Annotated in this window: 28 protein-coding genes; 26 read left to right on the top strand and 2 right to left on the bottom strand. The window is 53.9% G+C overall.

The genetic code is table 11. The annotated features are described in order from the left end of the window. Positions 1-132 precede the first annotated feature (132 nt). From FHW74_RS15950 to FHW74_RS15935, 4 genes are all read left to right on the top strand, one after another. Entirely contained in the window at positions 133-495 is a 363-nt protein-coding gene (locus FHW74_RS15950) for a MerR family transcriptional regulator (protein WP_183171365.1), read from the top strand. A gap of 57 nt (positions 496-552) precedes the next feature. After that, complete coding sequence (locus tag FHW74_RS15945) at positions 553-930, top strand: carboxymuconolactone decarboxylase family protein (RefSeq protein ID WP_183171364.1); 378 nt, start codon at positions 553-555, stop codon at positions 928-930. 26 nt (positions 931-956) lie between these two features. After that, positions 957-1,418, top strand: a complete 462-nt coding sequence (locus FHW74_RS15940) for a GNAT family N-acetyltransferase (protein ID WP_183171363.1) — start codon at positions 957-959, stop codon at positions 1,416-1,418. A gap of 85 nt (positions 1,419-1,503) precedes the next feature. Further along, positions 1,504-2,640, top strand: coding sequence for a 3-phenylpropionate MFS transporter (locus FHW74_RS15935; RefSeq protein ID WP_183171362.1), 1,137 nt, complete (start codon positions 1,504-1,506; stop codon positions 2,638-2,640). Here the strand turns inward: FHW74_RS15935 and csiE are convergent. Further along, positions 2,637-3,914, bottom strand: a complete 1,278-nt coding sequence (csiE, locus tag FHW74_RS15930) for a stationary phase inducible protein CsiE (protein WP_183171361.1) — start codon at positions 3,912-3,914, stop codon at positions 2,637-2,639. The genes FHW74_RS15935 and csiE overlap by 4 nt on opposite strands. 124 nt (positions 3,915-4,038) lie before the next feature. On the opposite strand from csiE, the gene FHW74_RS15925 reads away from it, so the two are divergent. The 11 genes from FHW74_RS15925 to FHW74_RS15875 all read left to right on the top strand — a co-directional run bounded on the left by FHW74_RS15925 (position 4,039) and on the right by FHW74_RS15875 (position 14,001). Then, on the top strand, positions 4,039-4,686 hold the full coding sequence (locus FHW74_RS15925) for a DUF1007 family protein (RefSeq protein ID WP_183171360.1): 648 nt from the start codon (positions 4,039-4,041) through the stop codon (positions 4,684-4,686). Then, positions 4,677-5,657: a nickel/cobalt transporter gene (locus FHW74_RS15920; RefSeq protein WP_183171359.1), complete on the top strand. Its 981-nt coding sequence runs from the start codon at positions 4,677-4,679 to the stop codon at positions 5,655-5,657. The genes FHW74_RS15925 and FHW74_RS15920 overlap by 10 nt, the downstream gene beginning before the upstream one ends. A 472-nt stretch (positions 5,658-6,129) precedes the next feature. Continuing rightward, the gene (locus tag FHW74_RS15915; RefSeq protein ID WP_183171358.1) at positions 6,130-6,669 is read left to right on the top strand and encodes a fimbrial protein; all 540 of its coding nucleotides are present in this window, start codon (positions 6,130-6,132) and stop codon (positions 6,667-6,669) included. A gap of 78 nt (positions 6,670-6,747) precedes the next feature. Then, on the top strand, positions 6,748-7,455 hold the full coding sequence (locus FHW74_RS15910; protein WP_183171357.1) for a molecular chaperone: 708 nt from the start codon (positions 6,748-6,750) through the stop codon (positions 7,453-7,455). Positions 7,456-7,468: 13 nt separating this feature from the next. Continuing rightward, positions 7,469-9,928, top strand: a complete 2,460-nt coding sequence (locus FHW74_RS15905) for a fimbria/pilus outer membrane usher protein (RefSeq protein ID WP_183171356.1) — start codon at positions 7,469-7,471, stop codon at positions 9,926-9,928. A gap of 8 nt (positions 9,929-9,936) precedes the next feature. Further along, entirely contained in the window at positions 9,937-10,914 is a 978-nt protein-coding gene (locus FHW74_RS15900) for a fimbrial protein (protein ID WP_183171355.1), read from the top strand. 105 nt (positions 10,915-11,019) lie between these two features. Further along, a complete protein-coding gene (locus FHW74_RS15895; protein ID WP_183171354.1) occupies positions 11,020-11,556 on the top strand; it encodes a fimbrial protein in 537 nt (178 codons plus the stop codon). Positions 11,557-11,612: 56 nt separating this feature from the next. After that, positions 11,613-12,152, top strand: a complete 540-nt coding sequence (locus FHW74_RS15890) for a fimbrial protein (RefSeq protein ID WP_183171353.1) — start codon at positions 11,613-11,615, stop codon at positions 12,150-12,152. A gap of 54 nt (positions 12,153-12,206) precedes the next feature. Beyond that, positions 12,207-12,752, top strand: coding sequence for a hypothetical protein (locus tag FHW74_RS15885; RefSeq protein ID WP_183171352.1), 546 nt, complete (start codon positions 12,207-12,209; stop codon positions 12,750-12,752). Between the two features lie 65 nt (positions 12,753-12,817). Further along, positions 12,818-13,408, top strand: coding sequence for a fimbrial protein (locus tag FHW74_RS15880; protein WP_183171351.1), 591 nt, complete (start codon positions 12,818-12,820; stop codon positions 13,406-13,408). A gap of 53 nt (positions 13,409-13,461) precedes the next feature. After that, entirely contained in the window at positions 13,462-14,001 is a 540-nt protein-coding gene (locus tag FHW74_RS15875) for a fimbrial protein (protein ID WP_183171350.1), read from the top strand. A gap of 41 nt (positions 14,002-14,042) precedes the next feature. Here FHW74_RS15875 and suhB read toward each other — a convergent pair whose 3' ends face one another. Then, entirely contained in the window at positions 14,043-14,846 is an 804-nt protein-coding gene (gene suhB / locus FHW74_RS15870) for an inositol-1-monophosphatase (protein ID WP_183171349.1), read from the bottom strand. A gap of 122 nt (positions 14,847-14,968) precedes the next feature. On the opposite strand from suhB, the gene trmJ reads away from it, so the two are divergent. The 11 genes from trmJ (at position 14,969) to sseB (ending at position 23,764) form a co-directional block, all read left to right on the top strand. Beyond that, on the top strand, positions 14,969-15,712 hold the full coding sequence (gene trmJ / locus FHW74_RS15865; protein WP_183171348.1) for a tRNA (cytosine(32)/uridine(32)-2'-O)-methyltransferase TrmJ: 744 nt from the start codon (positions 14,969-14,971) through the stop codon (positions 15,710-15,712). Positions 15,713-15,838: 126 nt separating this feature from the next. After that, positions 15,839-16,327: a Fe-S cluster assembly transcriptional regulator IscR gene (gene iscR, locus FHW74_RS15860; protein ID WP_002463697.1), complete on the top strand. Its 489-nt coding sequence runs from the start codon at positions 15,839-15,841 to the stop codon at positions 16,325-16,327. A gap of 119 nt (positions 16,328-16,446) precedes the next feature. Continuing rightward, positions 16,447-17,661 carry a cysteine desulfurase gene (gene iscS, locus FHW74_RS15855; RefSeq protein WP_183171347.1) on the top strand — a complete coding sequence of 405 codons (1,215 nt, stop codon included), beginning with the start codon at positions 16,447-16,449 and terminating at the stop codon, positions 17,659-17,661. A 28-nt stretch (positions 17,662-17,689) separates the two neighbouring features. Next, positions 17,690-18,076 carry a Fe-S cluster assembly scaffold IscU gene (gene iscU, locus FHW74_RS15850; RefSeq protein WP_002463695.1) on the top strand — a complete coding sequence of 129 codons (387 nt, stop codon included), beginning with the start codon at positions 17,690-17,692 and terminating at the stop codon, positions 18,074-18,076. A gap of 24 nt (positions 18,077-18,100) precedes the next feature. Then, complete coding sequence (gene iscA, locus FHW74_RS15845) at positions 18,101-18,424, top strand: iron-sulfur cluster assembly protein IscA (protein ID WP_002463693.1); 324 nt, start codon at positions 18,101-18,103, stop codon at positions 18,422-18,424. 144 nt (positions 18,425-18,568) lie between these two features. Continuing rightward, positions 18,569-19,084: a co-chaperone HscB gene (gene hscB, locus FHW74_RS15840; RefSeq protein WP_183171346.1), complete on the top strand. Its 516-nt coding sequence runs from the start codon at positions 18,569-18,571 to the stop codon at positions 19,082-19,084. Positions 19,085-19,099: 15 nt separating this feature from the next. Continuing rightward, the gene (gene hscA / locus FHW74_RS15835; RefSeq protein ID WP_183171345.1) at positions 19,100-20,950 is read left to right on the top strand and encodes a Fe-S protein assembly chaperone HscA; all 1,851 of its coding nucleotides are present in this window, start codon (positions 19,100-19,102) and stop codon (positions 20,948-20,950) included. A 1-nt stretch (position 20,951) separates the two neighbouring features. After that, positions 20,952-21,287: an ISC system 2Fe-2S type ferredoxin gene (gene fdx / locus FHW74_RS15830; RefSeq protein ID WP_183171344.1), complete on the top strand. Its 336-nt coding sequence runs from the start codon at positions 20,952-20,954 to the stop codon at positions 21,285-21,287. Between the two features lie 12 nt (positions 21,288-21,299). Further along, positions 21,300-21,500: a Fe-S cluster assembly protein IscX gene (iscX, locus tag FHW74_RS15825; RefSeq protein WP_002463684.1), complete on the top strand. Its 201-nt coding sequence runs from the start codon at positions 21,300-21,302 to the stop codon at positions 21,498-21,500. A 190-nt stretch (positions 21,501-21,690) separates the two neighbouring features. Continuing rightward, positions 21,691-22,977: an aminopeptidase PepB gene (gene pepB / locus FHW74_RS15820; protein WP_183171343.1), complete on the top strand. Its 1,287-nt coding sequence runs from the start codon at positions 21,691-21,693 to the stop codon at positions 22,975-22,977. A 7-nt stretch (positions 22,978-22,984) separates the two neighbouring features. Next, on the top strand, positions 22,985-23,764 hold the full coding sequence (gene sseB / locus FHW74_RS15815) for an enhanced serine sensitivity protein SseB (protein WP_183171342.1): 780 nt from the start codon (positions 22,985-22,987) through the stop codon (positions 23,762-23,764). The last annotated feature ends 1 nt before the right edge of the window (position 23,765 follow it).

Raw genomic sequence — 23,765 nt, 5'->3', positions numbered from 1 at the left:
TGGGTTTTCAGGATGCTGGCTGCGAGGCCCCTGAAGCGGTGGACCTTCATACCGATACGGTATTTACTACACTGCTTTTACATACAATTTGCTCGTCCCAGGGCACTTGCTGATCAAAGTCAACGAGGTACCATGCGCATTCGACACTTTTCCAGAAGAACCGGGCTCACGGCGCATACGCTTCGTTATTACGAAAAACTGGGTTTACTACTCCCTGACAGGAATAGCAGCGGCCATCGTGATTATCGGGAAGCCGACGTCGAATGGGTGGCTTTTATTGTTCGTCTGAAAGAAACAGATATGCCGCTTTCGGATATCCAGCGTTATGCCGCGTTAAGAAGCCAGGGTAATACCACGGTTAATGAACGGCGTGCATTATTAGCCCATCACGCTGAACGGCTTGAGCAGCGCCTGGCAGAGCAGCATCTACATCTGGATCGCCTGAAAGCGAAGATGGCGTATTACGATAGCGAACTCATCAAAAACAGCGCTTGACCTGGAGTTAACTCGAAGGATTAACGTGGCTCTTATTTCATCAAAGAGGATAACGTTATGACAACGACACGCTACGAAACAGGGCTTGCGAGACTGGCAGAAATTGACGGCGCAGCAGGCGAAAAAGTGATTACCGCGCTGGCTGATGTCGCGCCTGATTTAGGGCGCTATGTGATTGAGTTTGGATTTGGCGATATCTATAGCCGTCCGGGGTTAGATTTAAAAACTCGCGAACTGATTACCGTCGGTGCGCTCGCCGCATTGGGGCATGCGCAGCCGCAGCTGGCCGTGCATATTCATGCCGCACTGAATGTAGGCTGCACGAAAGGGGAGATTGTGGAAGCCATTATCCAGATGTCGCTCTATGCGGGCTTTCCGGCAGCGCTAAATGCCATGTTCACCGCGAAAACGGTTTTTCAGGAACTTAACCTATAACAATAAGGCGGCATCAGGGAGGCCTAATGGTAACGATACAGCGTATGACCAACGATCAATTCCCGGCATATCGGACATTTTTTATCGAAGAGTATGCACAGGATTTAGCGTCAACACGCCACATGGCGATTGATGAGGCTCGCCATGATGCCGCCCGGAGTATCGATAAGTATCTTCCCGACGGCCCGGACACAGAAGGCAGCCGGCTGTGGTGTATTACGCCCTCTCATTCAGAGCAAACCATTGGTTATTTTTGGGTAAGCCTCAATGGACGCGTCGCATGGATTTATGATTTTTGCCTGTTACCGCAATGGCGCGGTAAAGGACTTGGGCGCGATGCGATGGCGCAACTTAAACAGACGCTCAGCGCCCTGGATATTCATGAAATCGGCTTGCGGGTGGCGTCGAATAATCCTGCAGCGAAAGCGCTGTATGAGAAATGCGGCTTTGCGATTACGGGCTATAACATGTCGCTGCGTCTTATCTAGCGCTGACTTCTTGTTAACCCAATGTTACACCTTGCGCCCGCCGCAATAACCCGCCAGACTATCGCCTCCAAAACGGGAGGGATTCATGGTTTTGCACTCTACGCGCTGGCTGGCGCTCAGTTACTTCACCTACTTCTTTAGCTATGGCATTTTCTTACCTTTCTGGAGCGTCTGGCTCAAAGGCATCGGCTTAGCGCCGGAAACCATCGGCCTGCTGCTTGGCGCAGGATTAATCGCCCGCTTCCTTGGCAGCTTGTTGCTGGCACCGCGCGTAACCGATCCCTCCCGGCTGGTATTTGCGTTGCGCGTGTTAGCGCTGCTGACGCTTATTTTCGCCGTAGCGTTCTGGCTCGGCACCACTACCGCCTGGCTGCTGATTGTGATGGTCGGCTTCAATCTGTTCTTCTCGCCGCTGGTGCCGTTAACCGATGCGCTGGCAGGAACCTGGCAAAAGCAAATTACCCTCGATTACGGCAAAGTGCGGGTCTGGGGATCGCTGGCGTTTGTGATTGGTTCGGCGCTCACCGGTAAACTGATCAGCATTTTCGATTACCACGCGATCCTGGTGATGCTGAGCATTGGCGTGGCCTCGATGCTGCTCGGTATGATGTTACGCCCCTCGGTTATGCCAGCAGGGCAGGCGCGCCAGAATGAAAGCGCTGGCTGGCCCGCGTGGCGAAAACTGGTGCTCGAAAGCTGGCGTTTTTTAGCCTGCGTCTCGCTGTTGCAGGGCGCGCATGCAGCCTATTACGGCTTTAGCGCCATCTACTGGCAAGAGGCGGGCTACTCCGCTTCGGTAGTGGGCTACTTATGGTCACTGGGCGTGGTCGCGGAGATCGTGGTCTTTACCCTCAGCAATAAACTGTTCCGCCGCTGGAGCGCCCGCGATTTGCTGTTGCTCTCGGCCCTGAGTGGGATTGTGCGCTGGTCGCTGATGGCCTGGACCACCGATTTGCCATGGCTTATTCTGGCGCAAATCCTGCACTGCGGCAGCTTTACCGTCTGCCACCTCGCCGCCATGCGCTATATCTCGGCGCGCCAGGGCAGCGAAGTGATTCGCCTGCAGGCCGTCTATTCCGCCGTCGCCATGGGCGGCAGCATCGCCATTATGACCATGTTCGCGGGCTTCCTGTTCCAGCACCTGCAAGGCGGGATGTTCTGGATCATGGCGCTGCTGGCGGTGCCGGCAATCTTGCTGCGCCCCGCCGTGGTGGCGCGCTAGCTCTCCAGAATCTCGCGGATACGCTGCTGCTGGTGTTCTCCCAGCGGCAGCGTGGCGTGGATCAGCGGCGCGGAGAACAGCGGCAGCGACGTATGGTAAGGGGTAATAATCAACGCCACCTCCTTCGATGCGCCTTCTTTCTGGAACGTATGCACCGACAGATATTTGATATTCAGCGGCAGCAGCGTTAATTCGCGCAACTGATGTTCAATCTGCTCTTCCAGTTGCCGGTCATTACCCGTCAGTAGTAGCACTTGCTTCTCCTGAATATCGCTCTCCTGCATCAGCCACGCGCCAAAAATAATGGCGATCAGGCCGATCTCTTCATCGGAAAACTGGATGCCATAGTGCGTTTCAAGCCGGGCGCAGGCCTCGCGGGTCGTGCGCATTAATCGGGGGTATAGCCGGGTGATCTCTTCCGGGAGCGCATTATCAATGCCGATGCCGAACAGGCAGCGGTCCAGCGCCTGGGCAAGATGCACGTACAACTGCGCCGCCAGGCCGGTTTCATCGCTAAACGCCATGCCGGAAAGCTGACGAAACGCGCTAATCAACTCCGCCACCGCCAGCCGCAGTTGAATATCCTGCGGCTGATTGTCTTTGAGCGGGTCCGGTACCCGCAGCATCATAAATATCAGCGCCAGAAATAACTGTTCGTCCTGATGAGGCGGAATCGGCACCCGGCGCTGCCAGTGGCGCATGATTTCCTGCGCCGCCAGGTATTCTACCCGCTGGGCGGTCCAGAGATTTTGCACCTCGCTAAAGCCCGGCGACTGGCCGGCGTGCTGCTCCATCAGGCAATATTGCAGGAATAGCCGCAGGAATTGGGTATCGCGTGATTCGAACTGCCGGTTAAGCCGACGTCCGCAAAGGTTGACCAGCGCGTGTAAATTCGTATCGTCATAGCATGCGACGGGAATGCCGCGTTGCCGGAGTTCAGTTTTCAGCGTCGGCGTAAAATGCTGCTGTACAAAGTGGGGGCACAAGCGCATAGCGCGACGCAGCCAGTGGAGCAGGCAAAGCCGGCGATCGAGTGGCGCGCCTTCAATCCGGTAGCTGCCGTCGGGGTGGGTCATAATTGAAAGCCGGTGGTAGCGCTGGATCTCAGAACTGGTTTCAACAATATCCTGACGGGCTATGCCACCATCAACACCATTGATTTGCCCGATTAATTCCGGCGTGACGGTGCCGGGTAAATAGAGCATCAACAGCATCTGGCAGCGGCGCTGCGGACTGGAAAGCACGGATGGTGGCGAACAAAGCTGTGTCATCATCCAAAAGTTCCAGTTAGGTAAACAATGCTAAGCGTAGTTAAAGTATGAGTCATCGTTAGAACGGGTTTGGACTTTCATTTGGTAATCCTGTCTGGCTCACAGATTTTTTTGTTTGGAAGAGATAATGCGCCCAACGATATTAAGGATATTGCCCGCTTTGCCGCTGCTGCTGCTCGTTTGCGCGACGCCGAGCCTTGCGCATCCGCACAGTTTCATTAGCCTCAAAACGCAAATTATCGAAAAGGACGGTCAGTTTACCGGCCTGCAAATGCGCTGGGTGATGGACGAAATCACATCAGCCGATTTGTTGTATGACGCGGGAGACGCCAAACCCGGCTCGGAGATTTGGAAAAAACTGGCGGCGGAGGTGATGGCGAACGTTATTGGGCAGCACTATTTCACCGAAGTGTGGCACGATGGCAAAAAAGTGACTTTTTTACCGGTACCCACCGCTTACGGCATGGCGCGGGAAGGGCATCAGGCGGTACTGACGTTTACCCTGCCGCTGGCAAAGCCTCAGCCGCTGGCCGGGCAGCGTTACAGTATCTCGACCTTTGACCCGACCTATTATGTCGACATGAGTTACGAAGGAACCAACGATATCACGCTGCCTGCCGCACTCGCCGGTCAGTGCAAACTGGTCATGACCACCCCGACGCCCACGGCAGATACCCAGGCCTTCGCGCTGTCGCTCGATAAAGAAGATGCCCCGCCGGAAGATATGGAGTTGGGAAAACAATTTGCCCAAAAGGTTAATTTGCAATGTCAGTAGTATTTTCAACGCCGAAGCCCGCACGACGCTGGATATCGCTCTGGCCACTTGGCCTGTTTTTGCTGCTGGCGATCGTCGCTGGACTGCTGCTCTGGCAATACTGGCCAAATCTGATGATGCAAAGCATTGTCTGGCAGCGCAGCGTCAATCTGGAAGTGAGCGGGTTACTAAAGCGCGTGGCGGAAAATCCCGGCGCGGCGGGCGGCGCGCTGTTACTGTTTAGCTTCACCTATGGGGTGCTTCACGCGCTCGGTCCCGGCCATGGCAAAATGGTTATTACCACCTGGCTTGCGACCCATCCGTCAAAACTCAAGTCCAGCTTAGGGCTGACGTTTGCCTCATCGCTCCTGCAAGGGCTGGTGGCGATTGGTCTGGTCGTCGTGGTGCTGTCGGTGCTGGCCTTGCCCGCCCGGCAGTTGCATATGAGCAGCTTCTGGCTTGAGAAAGGCAGCTTTCTGCTGGTGGGTGTGCTGGGTGTGATGTTGTGCTGGCGCGCCGTGATAAGGCTGGTTGGTTTATTGCGCCGCCCTAAATTCAGCGCTTTTACGCCACATCATGTTCATCACCAACACTGCGGCTGCGGGCATCAGCATCTCCCCACTCAGCAGCAGTTGGATCAGGGCGACGACTGGCGCGCGCGTCTGATGATTATCCTTTCTATGGGAATGCGCCCCTGTTCCGGCGCGATTATGGTGCTGCTGTTCAGCAAAGTGATTGGCGTGTTCGGCTGGGGGATCGCGTCGGCGCTGGCCATGGCGGCAGGGACTTCATTAACCATTTCTTCGCTGGCGCTGCTGGTTCACAGCTTTCGTACCCTGGCAATCCGGCTCGGCGGCAATAAGACGCCTGCCCTGTGGCGGCAGATAAGCTGGGCTACGCTGGCGTTAACGGGGGGAGCGATATTGATTCTGGCGGCGGTCATTATGTGGTTAAGCGCCCAGCCGCCTGGCGGAGGGCTACGGCCATTTTAAGCGGCTTAAAGCGTTTCAATCGCGGAGATTATGGCCGCTGCCGGGTAACGGAAAGTATCAGCGAGCACTTATTTATGATTGGCTGAATGATATGTTTCAATTATTTCATTGGCTGAATAATTTTTTACAAATTCATTTGACTTCTGATTCATATCTCATTCATATGCGTACATTCCTAATATTATAAGGGTGAATTATAAATTCAATTTTTGTATCACCGAAAATTTAGATAAGCTCCAAAAATAGATTATCACAGTAAATATCTTTGGTGATATTTTGCTCACTCATGGATTTTTGGAATACATACAAAATATTTGTATTCTAAAAATTGATTGGTACCGCAAGTGAACTATTTCCACGTGATTGACAAGAATGCGCCCCTCCTTTTAACCTGCGCCCAGGAAATTAATTGGAAAGATTTAGGCATCCGTCAGGTTGCCTGCTTAAAAATGTTTGCAATGGAGACAAAGGAATGAAAAAGCTATATCTTGCTATAAGTACGCTATTCATGGCTGCGGCTACCCATGCAGCTACAAATGATGTTTCTGCAACGTTAGCTATAACCGGAAGCATCACGCCTTCTGAATCAACCTGTACTGTTACGCTTGAACAACCGGTTATGCAATTGGGTACTCATGATATCAAAGATTTACCCGATCAAGGTCATTATAACTGGTCCTCTTCTGGCTACACCAACACCATTAATTTAGTGGGTGATGGTTGCGTAGATAAAACCGGCTCTGATCTTGGCCTCGCCATCAGCTTTAAAGGTCCTGCAGACAGCAGTGTAGGTGATAGTTTTATTAATACTGCTCAAGGGGACGATGCAGCGAAGGGGATTGGCGTCGGTATTTACGATTACGCGAAAAACCCCATTGAGGCGAATACCGGAACACGGCCAACTTATAAGAACCAGATGCTGTTTTCGGCTGGTTTAGTGAAGTTAAAAGGTGAGACTTACAGTGCGGGTAAAGTCGATTCCTCTATTACGGTAGAAATCGATAGATTGTAATTAAAAAGGTTAACCCGTTATTTGTTCCCTTAACGCTAAGCTAACCAATAACGGGTTTTTTGTATTGCTGGAATTTAAATGAAAAAATTAGCACTCACTGCTTTTCTGACGGCGCTCCTGATGTCGGGAATGGCGCACTCCGCATTAACGCTGAATGCCGACCGTCTAATCTATAACGAAAAAGATGGCGACGCGTCTGTTACGGTTCACAGTAATGAGGACCGCGCATACCTTATTCAGTCCTGGATTGATGCGGGGGATAAAGCGGCGTCCAAAAAACTGCCGTTTGTGGTCACGCCGCCGTTATTCCGTTTAACGCCCAAGAGCGATAACGTTATTCGTGTTGTCTACCTTGGTAGTGGTTTACCGACCGATCGCGAAACGCTGCTGTGGCTGGATGTAAAAGGCGTACCGGGATTAAGCGATGAAGAGGCTAAAGTCGAAAACCGGATGGTGCTGGCGATTAATAACCGGATCAAATTCTTCTTTCGCCCAGCCGGTCTGAAAGGGGAGCCGGGCGATGGCGTTAAAAACTTACACTGGTCTCGCTCTGGCAGTAACGTTACGGTTAAAAATGATTCACCGTTTAATCTGGTGCTCAGCGATATTTCGGTAGATAACGAAAAAATACCGGTTTCCGTCGTGGATAATAACACTGTGATCCCGGCGTTTGGTAATAAGACGTATCACATTAAACATGCCCTGGCGAGTGGCGCGACGGTGGAATGGGACGCCATCAATGATTTTGGCGCGACATCGAAAAAATATACTCAACGTCTTGATTAACTATTGAGATGTTATGCTTAACACAAGGATTAAGTGTCTTGCTTTAGTTGTGGCATCCGCAATGACGTCCCGGCCAATTATGGCTGGGGAGTATTTTGATCCTGGTTTGCTGCAAAACGTCAATGGCGGCGCAACGATTGGTGATACGTCGTTGTTAAGCCAGGGCTATCAACCGCCGGGCACTTATCGGGTGCATATTGACGTTAACGGAAAATCCGTACTGTTTAGCAGCGTGAGGTTTGAACTCAATAAAGACAAACAATTAACGCCCTGTTTATCGTTTGAAATGTATCAAAAGCTGGGGGTGGATATGAGCAAAGTTGATTCAAAATTTGAAGACAATGCGCTTAAAGATGCCTGTGTTCCTATGGAAGAACAAGTTCCTGGTACTAAAGCTTCGTTTGATTTTTCAACGCTAAAGCTTGATATCGCTATTCCTCAAACGGTTTTGCGCGATGAAAGCGAGCAGGGTGTGCCTGTAGAAGAGTGGGATGACGGGATCCCTGCGTTAATTAGCCAGTATCAGCTGTCCGGGCAGCAGTATATTAGTCATGGTGCGGATACAGACGATTCGGTTTTTGCAAATTTAACTAACGGCGTGAATATTGGTCGCTGGCGTTACCGAAATAATTCAACCCTCAGTAATGATGAGGGTTGGAAAAATATTTCCAGCTACGTTGAAACGGCGGTGCGTTCTCTTAAAGGTGAGCTGACTTTAGGGGATGCCAGCACACCATCAGATGTGTTCGACAGCCTGCTGGTACGCGGTATCCAGTTGAGTTCCGACGATGACATGATCCCCGATCAATTAACCGGGTTCGCGCCGATCATTCGCGGCATTGCTAAAAGCAATGCCCAGGTGACGATTCGGGATAATGGATACGTAATTTACCAGCGTAACGTTCCACCGGGGCCGTTTGTTATTAGCGATCTCTCTTCGGTATCCAACGGCGGCAAGCTGGATGTGACAGTAACGGAAGCGGATGGGTCAGAATCGCGTAGTACGGTAGCGTATTCAAACGTGCCCCAACTGCTGCGCAAGGGGCAACTGAAATATAGCATGGTTGTTGGCCATTTTTTGTCTAATGACAATGCGGTGATCAACAAGCCCGAAGTAGCGCAGCTGACGCTTTCATATGGTTTGCCGCTGAATACAACGTTATATGGCGGAAGCCAGTACCAGGATCAATTTAAAGCCTTCAGTGCAGGGCTCGGTTTTGATTTACAGCGTCTCGGCGGTGTGGCGCTGGATGTGACACAAAGCCATGCCCGCCGGGGTAATTCGCCGGAATATACGGGTGAAATGGTACGTCTGACTTATCGCAACAGTATTCCGGAGTCAGACACGCAAATTCAGTTGGATAACCGTTATTACCAACATGATTACCTGTCGTTTAACGACTGGGCAAATGCGGAAGATTTGTTCGAAGATACCCGGAAACGCCGGGAATACAGCTTAAGCATCAATCAGGGGATTACCTCTGAGCATAGCCTGTATGCCACTCTCAGCCGGACCGAAAACGCCGACAATAGCGTGTCGCGTTCATGGCAATTGGGTTGGAGTGGTGCCTGGAAACTGATGAGCTTCTCGCTGGCCTGGAGTATGACGCGCAATGATGGCGCGCCAGAGTGGGATAAGCAGTTGGCATTAACACTTTCGATGCCGCTCGGCGAATGGTTCCCGGCCTCGCAGCCGATGGTTAACTATACCGCTACGTCGGGTCTGAAAGGGGATCTTAGCCATCAGATAGGCGTAAACGGCAAAGTTGGCGACAGACAGGATCTGAACTGGAACTCGCAACTCTCCTGGGCGTCGCAGCAAGATCAAAGCGACACGCAGAGCGGTTCGTTTGGTCTGGATTATCAGGGTAAATATGGCGATTTAAGCGCCACGTATAATGCCGATCGCAATCAATCTGTCTCGTGGAACGCCTCGGGCAGTGTGGTGGCGCATCGTCACGGGATCACCGCAGGTCGCTTCTCCAATAGCAGCCTGGCGTTGGTGGCTATGCCTGGCGCTGCGGATATTCCTCTTGATGGCGGGCAAAATATTGCCACCGACTGGCGCGGATACGCCATTGTGCCGGATTTGCAATCCTACCAGCGTAACTCGCTCAGCGTAGACAGCCATGCCAGTAAAGACGTGGATTTTGTCAGCACAGCAACGCAGGTGGTGCCGACCAAAGATGCCATCGTGCTGGCACAATTTAACGCGATCAGTGGGCGTAAAGTGGTAATGACGGTGAAACATAATGGCGAAGTTTTACCTTTCGGCTCTCGGGCGCGAATAAAAGGCAGCGATGACGTTTATTACGTCGGCGATATGGGGCAGGTTTATATCAATACCGCACCAGACAGCGGGGAAGTGAATTTCAGCTGGGGCGAAAAGCAGTCCTGCACGGTATCTTTCACACTACCGCCACAGGAAGGCGCGAAATTACCTGTCGCCATGCTTGATGTGGATTGCCGTTAAGGACAGCAATGATGAATTTCTGGTTAAAAACAGTGATGCTTTGCGGCATGGTTTTCTGGAATAGCCTCTGTTCCGCACAGGCGCAAGAGTGCCAGACCGTGAAGCGGGGCAACCCGGTTAATCTTACTGTGCCGGTCACCCTGACGTTGCCGATGAAAACAGCGACTGCGCCCGTGGGTACTGTCCTGTTTAAGAAAGAGGCATCGCTGGCGCAATTTACCGGGGTTCATAAACCGATAACCGGTGCCTGCGTTGAGAAAATTCATCAGCAACTGGCGGGGCGCATCAGCGCCAGCCAGAGCGGGCAAAACGTTTTTGCCACTAAATTACCGGGGTTGGGGCTACGTATTACCGTTATCTATGATAAGCCTGGTGCCACGCATAAAGAATGGATATTGCCCTTTACGGCGTCACTTGATGATAAAGCCTGGGAAAACCTGACCACAGACGATATTAAATTACGGCTTGAAGCGGTAAAAACAGGGACGATAACCAGTGGAGTATTAACGTTTACACTGCCAACTCTGGCACAGACGACGGATAACTCGCTGGTCGTGAATCTGGCGCTGACGATTATTCCTGCGCAAGCGCATTGTGCAATCATGGTGCCGAACCCGCAGGTTGAATTAGCGCCGATTGATGTCAAAGATTTAATTGCGGACCGTAACGTGGAACAAACGCCCGTTAGCGTTAATTTGCAATGTCTGAATACGCAAAAGGCAAGTATTAATATTGAAGGCGTCTACGCCGAGAATCGACTGTCGGTATTTAAAAATATGGTTTCGGACCAGGCTGCACAAGGCGTTGGCATAGAGATGCTTTATAACGGAATTATAATGATGCCGGGACGTCCTGTTGATATTACCCTGGCGCAACAGCAGACTGGTTTTGCTTTACCCCTGACGGTGCGTTATGCCCGTTCAGGAGAAAAAATCACGGAAGGAAAAGTAAAAGCGCAAATAACATTACATATTAATTATTTGTAATTAAATAAAACAGTAATAACAAAATACGGAAGACCACTTGCATTCTCTGGATGCGAGCGTACTTCGCTTATTTTAATTTCAAGGAAACTACAAGGAATTTATAGTATGAAAAAGTCAATTTTAGGTTTAGCGGTCTCTGCTCTGTTCGTTGTTGGCGCTGCTCAGGCAACTACCAATGATGTTTCCGCAACTTTAAGCGTGACCGGTACCGTAACCAATGCTGATACGGGTTGTACTGTTCTGTTGAACAGCACCTCCGTCGATGTGACTGGCGATATTACTACCATGCCGACTCAAGGCGCCTCTGCAATCCCAGCCAAGTTTGTTTCTATGAATATTATTGGTGGTGCGGTTTGCGACGATATGTTAGCAAACAATAAGATTGCTTATAAATTCGTTGGCACCGCTGACAATGCGGATGGCACCGTTCTGGCAAATGCTAATACGGGTGAAGGCGCTGCGACTGGCGTAGGTATCGGCCTTTATAATGAAAAAGGCGACGTAATCAATCTGAATAGCGGTACGCTCGCTGCGAAAGACACTCCGACCAAATTGGGTCTGGGCCTGGTGAAATTGACGGGTCAGCAAGCTGTCACTGGTACGGTACAGGGCTCCCTGACCATTCAGGTTGAGCGTCTGTAATGGAAACTCCCTTCCGTGAGACGGAAGGGAGTCATGGTTAAAGGATGAATATAAGCATGAAAAAGTCATTATCCGTGCTGGTAACGGCCGCTGTGTTGATGGCCGGGGCCGCTCATGCAGAACAGAATTCAAAGGATGTATCCGCCGTTTTGACCGTAACCGGTAAGGCGTTTATTCCGGAGTCTGTCTGCAGCGTTGAGTTGAGCCCAACTTCCATTAGCCTGGAGTCAACGATCGAAGACCTACGTCCTCAGGGAACAACCGTGTTGCCTACTGACATCGTTAACCTCTCAGTGATCGGTGATAACGACTGTAATACGTTAGTATCAGGCGGGAAAATTGCCTATCGCTTCGTGGGTGTAGCGGACAGTAAAACCGGTGAAGTGCTGGCTAACGCTGACACGTCAGAAGGCGCTGCCACAGGAGTAGGGGTGGGTATTTACTCCATTTATGGCAAGCCAATTGCGTTGAATGCGGACAAAGTTGACATTACGACGGATAAGTTTGGTTTACGCCTGGTTTCACTTGACCAGTCTGAACCAGCCACCATGGGTAATGTCAGCAGTACGCTGACAGTGCAAATCGAACGCCTGTAATTTATCCCCCTCGCCTGGTGCGGGGGGATTTTTAACATAGAAAGGATAGCCAGCATGAACATATCCTCACTATCCGGACTGATTGCAGCGGCGGTACTGTTCACCGGGCTTGCCCATGCGGGAACAGATCAGAAAGACACTTCCGCTGCACTCACCGTGACCGGTGGTGCGTACGATAGCGCAAATACCAACTGCGCCGTTGAGCTCCATCCAACAACCATTAGCATAGAATCGACCCTGGAAGATCTTCTGCCTCAGGGTACGAAATTGCTGCCTTCCGATATCGTCAACGTGTCCGTCTCCGGTGACTCAAACTGCTATAGGGCATTTTTAGCAGGCAAGATGTTGTACCGCTTTGTCGGCGTAGGCGACGAGAAAACTGGTGAGGTCCTGGCTAATGCGGATACCTCAGAAGGCGCAGCCGCTGGCGTAGGGATTGGCATTTACTCTATCTTCGGCGACCCGATTGCGCTCAATACCGGCACAATGAGTACCCAGTCCGATAAATTCGGTCTGCGTGCCGTTTCTCTCGATCGAGAAATCCCCGTCAAAAGCGGAAATATCAGCAGTACGCTGACAGTTCAGCTTGAACATCTCTAATTTTCACCATGAAGAGAAGTAAGGCGCTGTCGCTGTTACTTTTTCTTCGTTCTGATGGAATCACTATGAAAAAAATCGCACTGATGGTTGCAGCAGGATGCGCGCTAATGGCCAGCGCAGCGTCTTCGTATGCGGCAGATGTTGCGCAGGACGATGGCCAGAATTTTATGGTTTACGGTCGTCTTGAAAGCGCAAAAAGCGGTTGCACCGTGCTAATGAGCAAATATGTTCTCGATCTTCATCACGCCATCACCTCCTTGCCGATGCAGGGGAGTGCGGTCACGTCGATGACGCCTGATGAGCATATTTTTATTCAACTGGGCGGGGACAACTGCGATGCCAATGAAGACTATAAAAATATCGGCCTGAGGTTTGTCGGCGCGGTGGATGACATTGAAGGCAGCGTACTGGCAAATACCGATACCAGCGAATCTGCGGCGACCGGCATCGGTATCCAGCTTTGGGATATGAACCGGACGGCGATAAAGCCCAATGTCACTATCGGGAGATTCCCGGCTGCCGCGGTCAGCAATGGAAATCCGACAAACCTTCCAGCTTCTTTCCCGCTTAACTTTTCGCTAGTTCAGCTGAAAAACGGCGCGGTCTCGCTGGGCTCGGTGAAAACCAACCTGACGGTGCAAATCGAGCGTCTCTGATTCGCCTGGCTGCATCAGGTTTGGGTATTTTCATTAAACTTTAAGGAAAGGAAATGAAAAAAGCATATTTTCGCTTACTTCTCCTGCCATTGATCATGGCGGCGGGAATTGGGCAAGCGGCGGCGGAAAACAACTCTGCCGATTTGGTGATATCAGGAAAAATTAAACCTGATACCTTTATGTGCCACGTGGTACTGAGCGAAACCTCCATCTCGTTGCTGGAAAAAACCGATACCCTGATTAAACAGGGTGAAGACGCAACAGCGCCGACGGTTATTCATATTTCGGTGGATAATGGCGATCCGCGCTGTACGGCGCTGGTCGATGAAGGGAAAATCGCTTACAAGGTGCTGGGCAACGCTGACAGCATCAATCCTTACGCGCTGGCGAATGCTCTCAGTGATGAGACCGCAGCGAAAGGCGTGGCTATCGGGGTGTTTGATGGCGCGAATAAACCTTTTGCCATCAACACAGGCCAGTTGGAATCTAAAACCGATACCACTATTGGTTTGCAGATGGTGCAACTGTCTGGTCAGGAAGCGGTGCCGGGCAATATTAATGCCATGGCAACGGTTCAGATCGAACGTCTGTAATTTTCACGCCCATCATTCGATGGGCGTTTTTGCCAGACCGATTAACGCTTCAGGGCGTCGCTCAGTTCTTCACGCATAGTTGCCAGCATCGCCTTCACCACGCGCGGGTTACCCGCTACCAGGTTGCCGGTCATGATGTAGTTATGACCGCCAGTGAAATCACACACCAGACCGCCTGCTTCACGCACCAGCAGCTCGCCGCCAGCGAAGTCCCATGGCTTCAGGTTGATTTCGAAGAAACCGTCAACGCGGCCCGCAGCCACATAGGCCAGGTCCAGCGCAGCGGAACCGGTGCGACGGAAGTCAGCGCATTGGGTGAACAGTTTGCCCACAATATTGATAAAGGTAGCGGAGTGCTGCTTGGCTTTGAACGGGAAGCCCGTCGCCAGAATAGTGCCATCCAGATCGCGTGCATTGCTGCCGCGCAGACGATACCCGTTGAGCTGTGCGCCCTGGCCGCGAACGGCGGTGAACAGTTCATTGCGCATCGGATCGTAAACCACCGCCACTTCAGTACGGCCTTTCACGCGCACGGCGATGGAAACGGAAAAATGGGGGAGGCGTTTAACAAAGTTGGTGGTGCCATCCAGCGGATCGATAACCCATTGTACATCCTGGTCGGTGCCTTCGTGTTCGCCGCTTTCTTCGGTAATGATAGTGTGTTGCGGGTAAGACTGGCGGATGGTGTCGATGATAATGCGCTCTGCGCCTTTATCCACGTTGGTCACAAAATCGTTGCTGCCTTTCTGGGTGGTTTCTACGGCGTCCGGCGTTTCGTAGTTTTTGGCGATAAAGTTTCCGGCCTTGCGCGCAGCACGCACGGCGATGTTGAGCATCGGATGCATCAGGTATCTCTCACTGGATGTTAAAGAACGGGGAAATCGGCGCGCAGTATAGCAGGGAGATCGGATTATGTCTCAGGTTTATGATAGCATACCGACATATTATTAATTTGTGTCGGTTCGCTATGCTGCAAAACATTCGTATCGTGCTGGTGGAGACCTCTCACACCGGCAATATGGGCTCAGTTGCCCGCGCCATGAAGACCATGGGTCTTACTAATCTCTGGCTGGTTAATCCGCTGGTGAAACCCGATTCCCAGGCCATCGCCCTGGCAGCCGGGGCCAGCGATGTGATCGGCAACGCCACTATCGTTGATACGCTCGATGAAGCGTTATCCGGCTGTAGCCTGGTAGTCGGCACCAGCGCCCGTTCGCGCACATTGCCGTGGCCGATGCTCGACCCGCGCGAGTGCGGCGTGAAAAGTATTTCAGAAGCGGCTCACGCGCCGGTGGCATTAGTGTTTGGCCGCGAGCGCGTTGGCTTAACCAATGACGAACTGCAAAAGTGCCATTATCACGTGGCGATTGCCGCCAATCCGGAATACAGCTCGCTGAACCTGGCGATGGCGGTGCAGGTTATCGCCTATGAAGTGCGGATGGCCTGGCTGGCAACTGAACAGCAGCAAACCGCAGCGGTTGACAGCGCAGACGCGCCGTATCCGCTGGTGGATGATTTAGAGCGTTTTTACGGTCATCTGGAGCAGGTATTGCTTAACACCGGCTTTATTCGCGCCAACCATCCCGGTCAGGTGATGAACAAATTACGCCGGTTGTTTACCCGCGCACGCCCGGAAAGTCAGGAACTTAACATCCTGCGCGGTATGCTGGCGTCCATTGACAGCACACATAAAAAAGACCCGAATACTTGAGTAAATTACTAGGTTAAATAGTTGACCAATTTACTCAGGAATGTCAGACTTGCGCCTGCTATGCAACACCCCACTTTAAAAATAAACACCCCCGCTTCGAGGGGCGACGTTGAGGTTAAGTAAGACATGAGACTGACATCAAAAGGGCGTTATGCCGTGACCGCAATGCTGGACGTTGCACTTAACTCCGAAGCGGGTCCGGTACCGTTGGCTGATATCTCAGAACGACAGGGTATTTCACTCTCCTACCTGGAGCAACTCTTCTCCCGTCTGCGCAAAAACGGGCTGGTGTCGAGCGTGCGTGGTCCAGGCGGCGGCTACCTGTTAGGTAAAGATCCCAGCGCCATCGCGGTAGGTGAAGTGATCAGTGCTGTTGACGAGTCGGTTGACGCGACCCGTTGTCAGGGCAAAGGCGGCTGTCAGGGCGGCGACAAGTGCTTAACACACGCACTGTGGCGCGACCTGAGCGATCGTCTGACCGATTTTCTGAACAACATCACTTTGGGTGAACTGGTTAACAACCAGGAAGTACTCGACGTGTCTGGCCGGCAACATACCGAAGCGCATCGCCCGGCCCGCGCACAGGACGCAATCAACGTAAAACTGCGCGCATAACTAGAAAAAGTTTTATCGGAATCAGGCCAGGGTGGATTGTTTTTCACCCTGCCGCCTTCGGCATACATCCCGCCGGTTGCCTGATTCAGAGCATTTGAGATGTACGGAGCTTAAGAGCAATGAAATTACCGATTTACCTCGACTACTCTGCGACTACGCCGGTAGACCCGCGCGTCGCCGAGAAAATGCTGCAACATATGACTATGGATGGGATTTTCGGTAACCCCGCTTCCCGTTCACACCGTTTCGGCTGGCAGGCGGAAGAGGCGGTAGACGTCGCCCGCAATCACATTGCAGACCTGCTGGGCGCGGACCCGCGTGAAATTGTTTTCACCTCCGGCGCGACCGAATCCGATAACCTGGCGATTAAAGGTGCAGCCAACTTTTATCAGAAAAAAGGCAAGCACATCATCACCTGCAAAACCGAACACAAAGCGGTGCTGGATACCTGCCGTCAGCTCGAACGCGAAGGCTTCGAGGTGACTTATCTGTCTCCGCAGAGCAACGGCATTATCGACCTGAAAGAACTCGAAGCCGCGATGCGTGACGACACCATCCTGGTTTCCATCATGCACGTGAACAACGAAATCGGCGTGGTGCAGGATATCGACACCATCGGCGAACTGTGCCGTGCGCGTGGGATTATTTTCCACGTGGATGCCACCCAGAGCGTGGGCAAACTGCCTATCGACCTGAGCAAGCTGAAAGTCGACCTGATGTCCTTCTCCGGCCATAAAATCTACGGTCCGAAAGGCATCGGCGGCCTGTACGTGCGTCGTAAACCGCGTATCCGTATCGAAGCGCAGATGCACGGCGGCGGTCACGAGCGCGGCATGCGTTCCGGTACTCTGCCGGTTCACCAGATTGTCGGTATGGGCGAAGCCTACCGTATCGCCAAAGAAGAGATGGCGAGCGAAATGGAACGCCTGCGCGGCCTGCGTCTGCGTCTGTGGAACGGCATCAAAGATATCGAAGAAGTGTATCTGAATGGCGATCTGGAGCAGGGCGTCCCGACCATTCTGAACGTGAGCTTTAACTATGTTGAGGGCGAGTCGCTGATTATGGCGCTCAAGGATCTGGCGGTGTCGTCCGGTTCAGCCTGTACCTCTGCAAGCCTTGAACCGTCTTATGTGCTGCGCGCGCTGGGGATGAACGACGAACTGGCGCACAGCTCGATCCGTTTCTCTCTGGGACGTTTCACCACGGTCGAAGAGATCGACTACACCATCGAGCTGGTTCGCAAATCTATTGGCCGTCTGCGTGATCTTTCTCCGCTGTGGGAAATGTTTAAGCAGGGCGTGGATCTGAACAGCATCGAGTGGGCGCACCACTAATTCGACAAGATTTCTGGAGAACATCAACATGGCATACAGCGAAAAAGTTATCGATCATTACGAAAATCCGCGCAACGTCGGCTCCTTCGACAACAGCGACGACTCGGTAGGCAGCGGCATGGTTGGCGCGCCGGCCTGTGGCGACGTAATGAAGTTGCAGATTAAAGTCAACAATGACGGTATCATCGAAGACGCGCGTTTCAAAACCTACGGCTGCGGTTCCGCCATCGCGTCCAGCTCCCTGATCACCGAGTGGGTGAAAGGCAAGAGCCTGGACGAAGCGCAGGCGATCAAGAACACCGATATCGCCGAGGAGCTGGAACTGCCGCCGGTTAAAATTCACTGCTCAATCCTTGCAGAAGACGCGATCAAAGCGGCCATTGCGGATTACAAAAGCAAACGTGAAGCTAAATAATCATTGATGAATTGAGGTTGTTGTATGTCGATTACCCTTAGCGAAAGCGCTGCTGCGCGCGTGAATACTTTTCTGACCAACCGGGGTAAAGGGTTTGGCCTGCGTCTCGGCGTCCGGACATCCGGCTGCTCCGGCATGGCGTATGTGCTGGAATTCGTCGATGAACCCCAGGCAGAAGACACCGTGTTCGAAGACAAAGGCGTGAAAGTGGTGATCGACGGCAAGAGCCTGCAATTCTTAGATGGTACGCAGTTAGATTTCGTCAAAGAAGGCCTCAACGAAGGGTTTAAATTCACCAACCCGAACGTCAAAGACGAGTGTGGCTGCGGCGAAAGCTTCAACGTGTAGTTCCCGCAATGACCTTCCGCGCCCAGCCGGCGCGGAAGGGTAGAAAACCATGCCATACCCGCTTTCTCAATAACGCGCGCCGGGGCAGTCAATGGAACCGGGTTGTCGCGTTATTGCGCATGTGGGTATTACCCTGAGAACGTTATGGATTACTTCACCCTCTTTGGTTTGCCGGTTGGCTACGCGATTGACATGGCTTCTCTGTCAGCGCGCTACCAGGATCTGCAACGCCAGTTCCATCCCGATAAATTCGCCAGCCACCCTCAGGCCGACCAACTGGCCGCGCTCCAGCAATCCGCGACCATCAATCAGGCCTGGCAAACGTTGCGCCATCCGTTAAACCGCGCGGAATACATGCTTTCCCTGCACGGTTTCGATCTGGCCAACGAACAGCATACGGTGCGCGATACCGCGTTTTTGATGGAACAGCTGGAGCTGCGTGAAGAGCTCGACGAGATTGAACGCGCGGGCGATGAAAGCCGCCTGGCGGGTTTTACCACGCGCATTCAGGCGCTGTACCGTTCGCGCCATCAGCAAATGGTGGAGGAGCTGGACAGCCAGGCGTGGGAAAAGGCGGCGGATACCGTTCGCAAACTCCGTTTTCTTGATAAATTGCAGCACCAGACAGAACAACTCGAAGAAAAGCTGCTTGGTTTTTAATTCTGGAAGCTAAACATGGCCTTATTACAAATTAGCGAGCCTGGGCTGAGCGCCGCGCCGCATCAGCGCAGACTGGCGGCAGGCATCGACTTAGGCACCACCAATTCCCTGGTCGCCACGGTGCGCAGCGGGCAGGCGGAAACCCTGCCGGACCACGAAGGGCGTCACCTGCTGCCGTCCGTGGTGAACTATCAGGCGTCGGGCCAGACTATTGGCTTCGAAGCCCGTGCCATGGCGGCGGCCGATCCGGTGAATACCATCAGCTCGGTAAAACGCCTGATGGGCCGCTCTCTTGCCGATATCCAGGCGCGTTATCCCCATCTTCCGTACAATTTGCAGCCGAGCGCCAACGGCCTGCCGCAGATTGACACCCCGGCTGGCCTGTTGAACCCGATCCGCGTCTCCGCCGATATCCTGAAAGCGCTGGCCGCACGCGCCAGTGAAGCGCTGGCGGGCGATCTGGACGGCGTGGTGATCACCGTTCCCGCTTATTTTGACGATGCCCAGCGTCAGGGCACCAAAGACGCCGCGCGTCTGGCGGGCCTGCACGTTCTGCGTCTGCTCAACGAACCGACCGCGGCGGCGATTGCCTACGGCCTCGATTCCGGTCAGGAAGGGGTGATCGCGGTCTACGATCTTGGCGGCGGCACCTTTGATATTTCCGTGCTGCGCCTGAGCCGCGGCGTGTTTGAAGTGCTCTCCACCGGCGGCGACTCCGCGCTGGGCGGCGACGACTTCGACCACCTGTTAGCCGACTGGCTGCGCGAGCAGGCGGGCTTCAGCGATCGCAGCGACAATCGTCTGCAACGCGAACTGCTGGACGCCGCTATCGCCGCTAAAATCGCCCTGAGCGATGCCGACAGCGTGGCCGTCAACGTCGGCGGCTGGCAGGGCAACGTGACCCGCGCCCAGTTCGATGAACTGATCGCGCCGCTGGTGAAACGCACGCTGCTGGCCTGTCGCCGCGCCCTGAAAGACGCGGGCGTTGACGCGAGCGACGTGCTGGACGTGGTGATGGTCGGCGGTTCCACCCGCGTTCCGCTGGTACGTGAACGCGTGGGCGAATTCTTTGGCCGCACGCCGCTGACCTCCATCGACCCGGACAAAGTGGTGGCAATTGGCGCCGCGGTGCAGGCCGATATCCTGGTGGGCAACAAGCCGGACAGCGAAATGCTGCTGCTGGACGTGATCCCCCTGTCGCTGGGTTTAGAAACCATGGGCGGCCTGGTAGAGAAAGTCATCCCGCGCAATACCACCATTCCGGTGGCCCGCGCCCAGGAGTTCACCACCTTTAAAGACGGGCAAACCGCCATGTCTATCCACGTGATGCAGGGCGAGCGCGAGCTGGTGCAGGATTGCCGTTCGCTGGCGCGCTTTGCGCTGCGCGGCATCCCGGCGATGCCGGCGGGCGGCGCGCATATCCGCGTTACCTTCCAGGTGGATGCCGACGGCCTGCTGAGCGTCTCTGCGATGGAAAAATCCACCGGCGTGGAAGCGTCGATTCAGGTCAAACCCTCCTACGGGCTGACCGACGATGAAATCGCCACCATGATTAAAGATTCAATGAGTTTCGCTGAGCAGGACGTCAAAGCGCGCATGCTGGCGGAACAAAAAGTGGAAGCCGCCCGGGTGCTGGAAAGCCTCACGGGCGCGCTGGCGACCGATGCCGCGCTGCTCAGCGCCGCAGAGCGTCAGGTTATCGATGAGGCCGCAGCCGTTCTGGCGCAGGCAGCGCAAGGCGATGACGTTGATGCCATTGAAAACGCAATTAAAAACGTAGATAAACAGACCCAGGAGTTTGCCGCTCGCCGTATGGACGCCTCTGTGCGCCAGGCGCTGAAAGGCCACTCCGTCGACGAGGTTTAATATGCCTAAGATTGTTTTTCTGCCTCATCAGGATCTTTGTCCGGATGGCGCAGTTCTGGAAGCGAATAGCGGTGACACCATTCTCGACGTGGCGCTGCGCGCCGGCATCGAAATTGAACACGCCTGCGAAAAATCCTGTGCCTGCACCACCTGCCACTGCATCGTGCGTGAAGGTTTTGATTCACTGCCGGAAAGCACCGAAGACGAAGACGACATGCTGGATAAAGCCTGGGGTCTGGAGCCGGAAAGCCGTTTAGGCTGCCAGGCGCGCGTCACCGATGAAGACCTGGTGGTTGAAATTCCGCGTTACACCATTAACCATGCGCGCGAGCATTAACAGGGGTAGAGTATGGGCCTGAAATGGACCGACAGCCGTGAAATCGGCGAGGCGCTGTACGACAGCCGCCCGGATCTCGATCCGAAAACCGTGCGCTTCACCGATATGCATCAGTGGATCTGCGAGCTGGAAGAGTTTGATGACGATCCGGCTGCCTCTAATGAGAAGATCCTTGAGGCAATCTTGTTAGTGTGGCTTGACGAAGCTGAATAATCCGCGTCATGATTCGCTCCCCCGCTGTGTTGGCAGCGCTTGCGCACCCCAGTCACATAGTTTGCTATGCTCCTGGGGATTTGCGCGCTTGCCGCCTTGCTGGAGAGCGAATCATTTAGCGGATGGATTTAACGGGCTGCCCTCGGGCGGCCCTTTTATGTCTAAGAGCGATAACAAAAGGGACAACAGAATGACTGACGCCATGAAAATCACGCTCTCAACCCAGCCTGCCGACGCCCGCTGGGGAGAAAAAGCGACATATAGCATCAATAACGACGGCATTACCCTGCACCTGAACGATAAAGACGACCTGGGGATTATCCAGCGCGCCGCCCGTAAAATTGACGGGCTGGGCATTAAGCATGTGGCGCTGTCCGGTGAAGGTTGGGACGCGGATCGCAGCTGGGCCTTCTGGCAGGGTTACAAAGGGCCTAAAGGCAGCCGTACCGTCGAGTGGGCGACCCTCGATGAGACCCAGCAGAAAGAGCTGGACAGCCGCCTGAAAATTATCGACTGGGTGCGCGACACCATCAACGCCCCGGCGGAAGAGCTGGGACCGGAGCAACTGGCCCAGCGTGCGGTGGATCTGCTGAGCGGCCTCGCCGGCGATAACATGAAGTATCGCATCACCAAGGGCGAAGATCTGCGCGAGCAGAACTATATGGGGATTCACACTGTAGGGCGCGGATCGGATCGCGCGCCGGTGCTGCTGGCGCTGGACTACAACCCAACCGGCAACCCGGACGCCCCGGTGTTCGCCTGCCTGGTGGGTAAAGGCATCACTTTCGATACCGGCGGCTACAGCCTCAAGCAAAGCACCTTTATGGATTCGATGAAATCCGACATGGGCGGCGCGGCGCTGGTGACCGGCGCGCTGGCGTTCGCCATCACCCGTGGTCTGGATAAACGCGTCAAATTGTACCTGTGCTGCGCCGATAACATGGTCAGCGGCAACGCGTTCAAACTGGGCGATATCATCCGCTACCGCAACGGCAAAACCGTGGAAGTGATGAACACCGACGCCGAAGGCCGTCTGGTGCTGGCGGACGGGCTGATCGACGCCTGCGCCCAGAAACCGGAACTGCTGATTGACGCCGCCACCCTGACCGGTGCCGCGAAAACCGCGCTCGGCAACGATTATCATGCGTTGTTCAGCTTTGACGATGCCCTGGCGAACCGCCTGCTGGCGAGCGCCAGCGCCGAAAACGAGCCGTTCTGGCGTCTGCCGCTGGCGGAATTCCACCGCAACCAGCTGCCGTCGAATTTCGCGGAACTCAACAACACCGCTGGCGCGTCGTATCCGGCGGGAGCCAGCACGGCGGCGGGCTTCCTGTCGCACTTTGTTGAAAATTACCAGCAGGGCTGGCTGCATATCGACTGTTCCGCCACCTACCGTAAAGGCGCGGTTGAACAGTGGGCGGCGGGCGCGACCGGTCTTGGCGTGCGTACTTTAGCTAACCTGCTGACGGCGAAATAAGAGCGTTATGTCTGAAACTAAAAACGAGTTAGAAACCCTGCTGGAGAAGGCTGCCACCGAACCGGCGCACCGTCCGGCGTTTTTCCGCGTCTTGCTGGAGTCTACCGTATGGGTGCCGGGCACCTCCGCCAGCGGCGACGCGGTGGACGCGGACAGCGCGCTGGATTTACAGCACTGGGAAAAAGAGGACGGCACCTCGGTGATCCCGTTTTTCACGTCGCTGGAAGCGTTGCAGCAGGCGATGGATGAAGAAGAGCAGGCATTTGTTGTGATGCCGGTGCGCACCCTGTTTGAGATGACGCTGGGCGAGACGCTGTTCCTGAACGCCAAATTGCCGACCGGCAAAGAGTTCACCCCGCGTGAAATCAGCCATCTGGTTGGTGAAGAAGGCAACCCGCTCAGCACCCAGCAAGTGATTGAAGGCGGCCAGACGCTGCTGCTCTCTGAAGTGGCCGAACCGCCCGCGCAGATGATCGATTCCCTGACCACACTGTTCAAAACGCTGAAAACGGTCAAGCGCGCCTGGCTGTGCTCTATCAAAGAGCGCGCCGACGCAGCCCCTAATCTGCTGATCGGCATTGAAGCCATTGGGGATATCGACGCCATCGTGCAGGCGGCGGGTAGCGTCGCCACCGACACGCTGCCGGGGGACGAGCCGATTGATATTTGCCTGGTGACGGAAGGGGAGAAGGGCGTCAGCCATTTTATCATGGCCCACGTCACCCCCTTCTATGAACGTCGCTGGGGAAGTTTCCTGCGCGATTTCAAAACCAATCGCATTATCTAAA

Origin of the sequence: Atlantibacter sp. RC6, from assembly GCF_014193285.1 — a bacterium.
Lineage (GTDB): Bacteria > Pseudomonadota > Gammaproteobacteria > Enterobacterales > Enterobacteriaceae > Atlantibacter.
Note: the sequence above shows the minus strand (reverse complement) of the source record. Positions and strands in the feature narration are given on the sequence as shown.

What these genes read in the sequence shown, in the direction of transcription:
- FHW74_RS15950 (WP_183171365.1), top strand. Translation starts at nt 133, where the DNA reads ATGCGCATTCGACACTTTTCCAGAAGAACCGGGCTCACGGCGCATACG.
- FHW74_RS15945 (WP_183171364.1), top strand. Translation starts at nt 553, where the DNA reads ATGACAACGACACGCTACGAAACAGGGCTTGCGAGACTGGCAGAAATT.
- FHW74_RS15940 (WP_183171363.1), top strand. Translation starts at nt 957, where the DNA reads ATGGTAACGATACAGCGTATGACCAACGATCAATTCCCGGCATATCGG.
- FHW74_RS15935 (WP_183171362.1), top strand. Translation starts at nt 1,504, where the DNA reads ATGGTTTTGCACTCTACGCGCTGGCTGGCGCTCAGTTACTTCACCTAC.
- csiE (WP_183171361.1), bottom strand. Translation starts at nt 3,914, where the DNA reads ATGATGACACAGCTTTGTTCGCCACCATCCGTGCTTTCCAGTCCGCAG.
- FHW74_RS15925 (WP_183171360.1), top strand. Translation starts at nt 4,039, where the DNA reads ATGCGCCCAACGATATTAAGGATATTGCCCGCTTTGCCGCTGCTGCTG.
- FHW74_RS15920 (WP_183171359.1), top strand. Translation starts at nt 4,677, where the DNA reads ATGTCAGTAGTATTTTCAACGCCGAAGCCCGCACGACGCTGGATATCG.
- FHW74_RS15915 (WP_183171358.1), top strand. Translation starts at nt 6,130, where the DNA reads ATGAAAAAGCTATATCTTGCTATAAGTACGCTATTCATGGCTGCGGCT.
- FHW74_RS15910 (WP_183171357.1), top strand. Translation starts at nt 6,748, where the DNA reads ATGAAAAAATTAGCACTCACTGCTTTTCTGACGGCGCTCCTGATGTCG.
- FHW74_RS15905 (WP_183171356.1), top strand. Translation starts at nt 7,469, where the DNA reads ATGCTTAACACAAGGATTAAGTGTCTTGCTTTAGTTGTGGCATCCGCA.
- FHW74_RS15900 (WP_183171355.1), top strand. Translation starts at nt 9,937, where the DNA reads ATGATGAATTTCTGGTTAAAAACAGTGATGCTTTGCGGCATGGTTTTC.
- FHW74_RS15895 (WP_183171354.1), top strand. Translation starts at nt 11,020, where the DNA reads ATGAAAAAGTCAATTTTAGGTTTAGCGGTCTCTGCTCTGTTCGTTGTT.
- FHW74_RS15890 (WP_183171353.1), top strand. Translation starts at nt 11,613, where the DNA reads ATGAAAAAGTCATTATCCGTGCTGGTAACGGCCGCTGTGTTGATGGCC.
- FHW74_RS15885 (WP_183171352.1), top strand. Translation starts at nt 12,207, where the DNA reads ATGAACATATCCTCACTATCCGGACTGATTGCAGCGGCGGTACTGTTC.
- FHW74_RS15880 (WP_183171351.1), top strand. Translation starts at nt 12,818, where the DNA reads ATGAAAAAAATCGCACTGATGGTTGCAGCAGGATGCGCGCTAATGGCC.
- FHW74_RS15875 (WP_183171350.1), top strand. Translation starts at nt 13,462, where the DNA reads ATGAAAAAAGCATATTTTCGCTTACTTCTCCTGCCATTGATCATGGCG.
- suhB (WP_183171349.1), bottom strand. Translation starts at nt 14,846, where the DNA reads ATGCATCCGATGCTCAACATCGCCGTGCGTGCTGCGCGCAAGGCCGGA.
- trmJ (WP_183171348.1), top strand. Translation starts at nt 14,969, where the DNA reads ATGCTGCAAAACATTCGTATCGTGCTGGTGGAGACCTCTCACACCGGC.
- iscR (WP_002463697.1), top strand. Translation starts at nt 15,839, where the DNA reads ATGAGACTGACATCAAAAGGGCGTTATGCCGTGACCGCAATGCTGGAC.
- iscS (WP_183171347.1), top strand. Translation starts at nt 16,447, where the DNA reads ATGAAATTACCGATTTACCTCGACTACTCTGCGACTACGCCGGTAGAC.
- iscU (WP_002463695.1), top strand. Translation starts at nt 17,690, where the DNA reads ATGGCATACAGCGAAAAAGTTATCGATCATTACGAAAATCCGCGCAAC.
- iscA (WP_002463693.1), top strand. Translation starts at nt 18,101, where the DNA reads ATGTCGATTACCCTTAGCGAAAGCGCTGCTGCGCGCGTGAATACTTTT.
- hscB (WP_183171346.1), top strand. Translation starts at nt 18,569, where the DNA reads ATGGATTACTTCACCCTCTTTGGTTTGCCGGTTGGCTACGCGATTGAC.
- hscA (WP_183171345.1), top strand. Translation starts at nt 19,100, where the DNA reads ATGGCCTTATTACAAATTAGCGAGCCTGGGCTGAGCGCCGCGCCGCAT.
- fdx (WP_183171344.1), top strand. Translation starts at nt 20,952, where the DNA reads ATGCCTAAGATTGTTTTTCTGCCTCATCAGGATCTTTGTCCGGATGGC.
- iscX (WP_002463684.1), top strand. Translation starts at nt 21,300, where the DNA reads ATGGGCCTGAAATGGACCGACAGCCGTGAAATCGGCGAGGCGCTGTAC.
- pepB (WP_183171343.1), top strand. Translation starts at nt 21,691, where the DNA reads ATGACTGACGCCATGAAAATCACGCTCTCAACCCAGCCTGCCGACGCC.
- sseB (WP_183171342.1), top strand. Translation starts at nt 22,985, where the DNA reads ATGTCTGAAACTAAAAACGAGTTAGAAACCCTGCTGGAGAAGGCTGCC.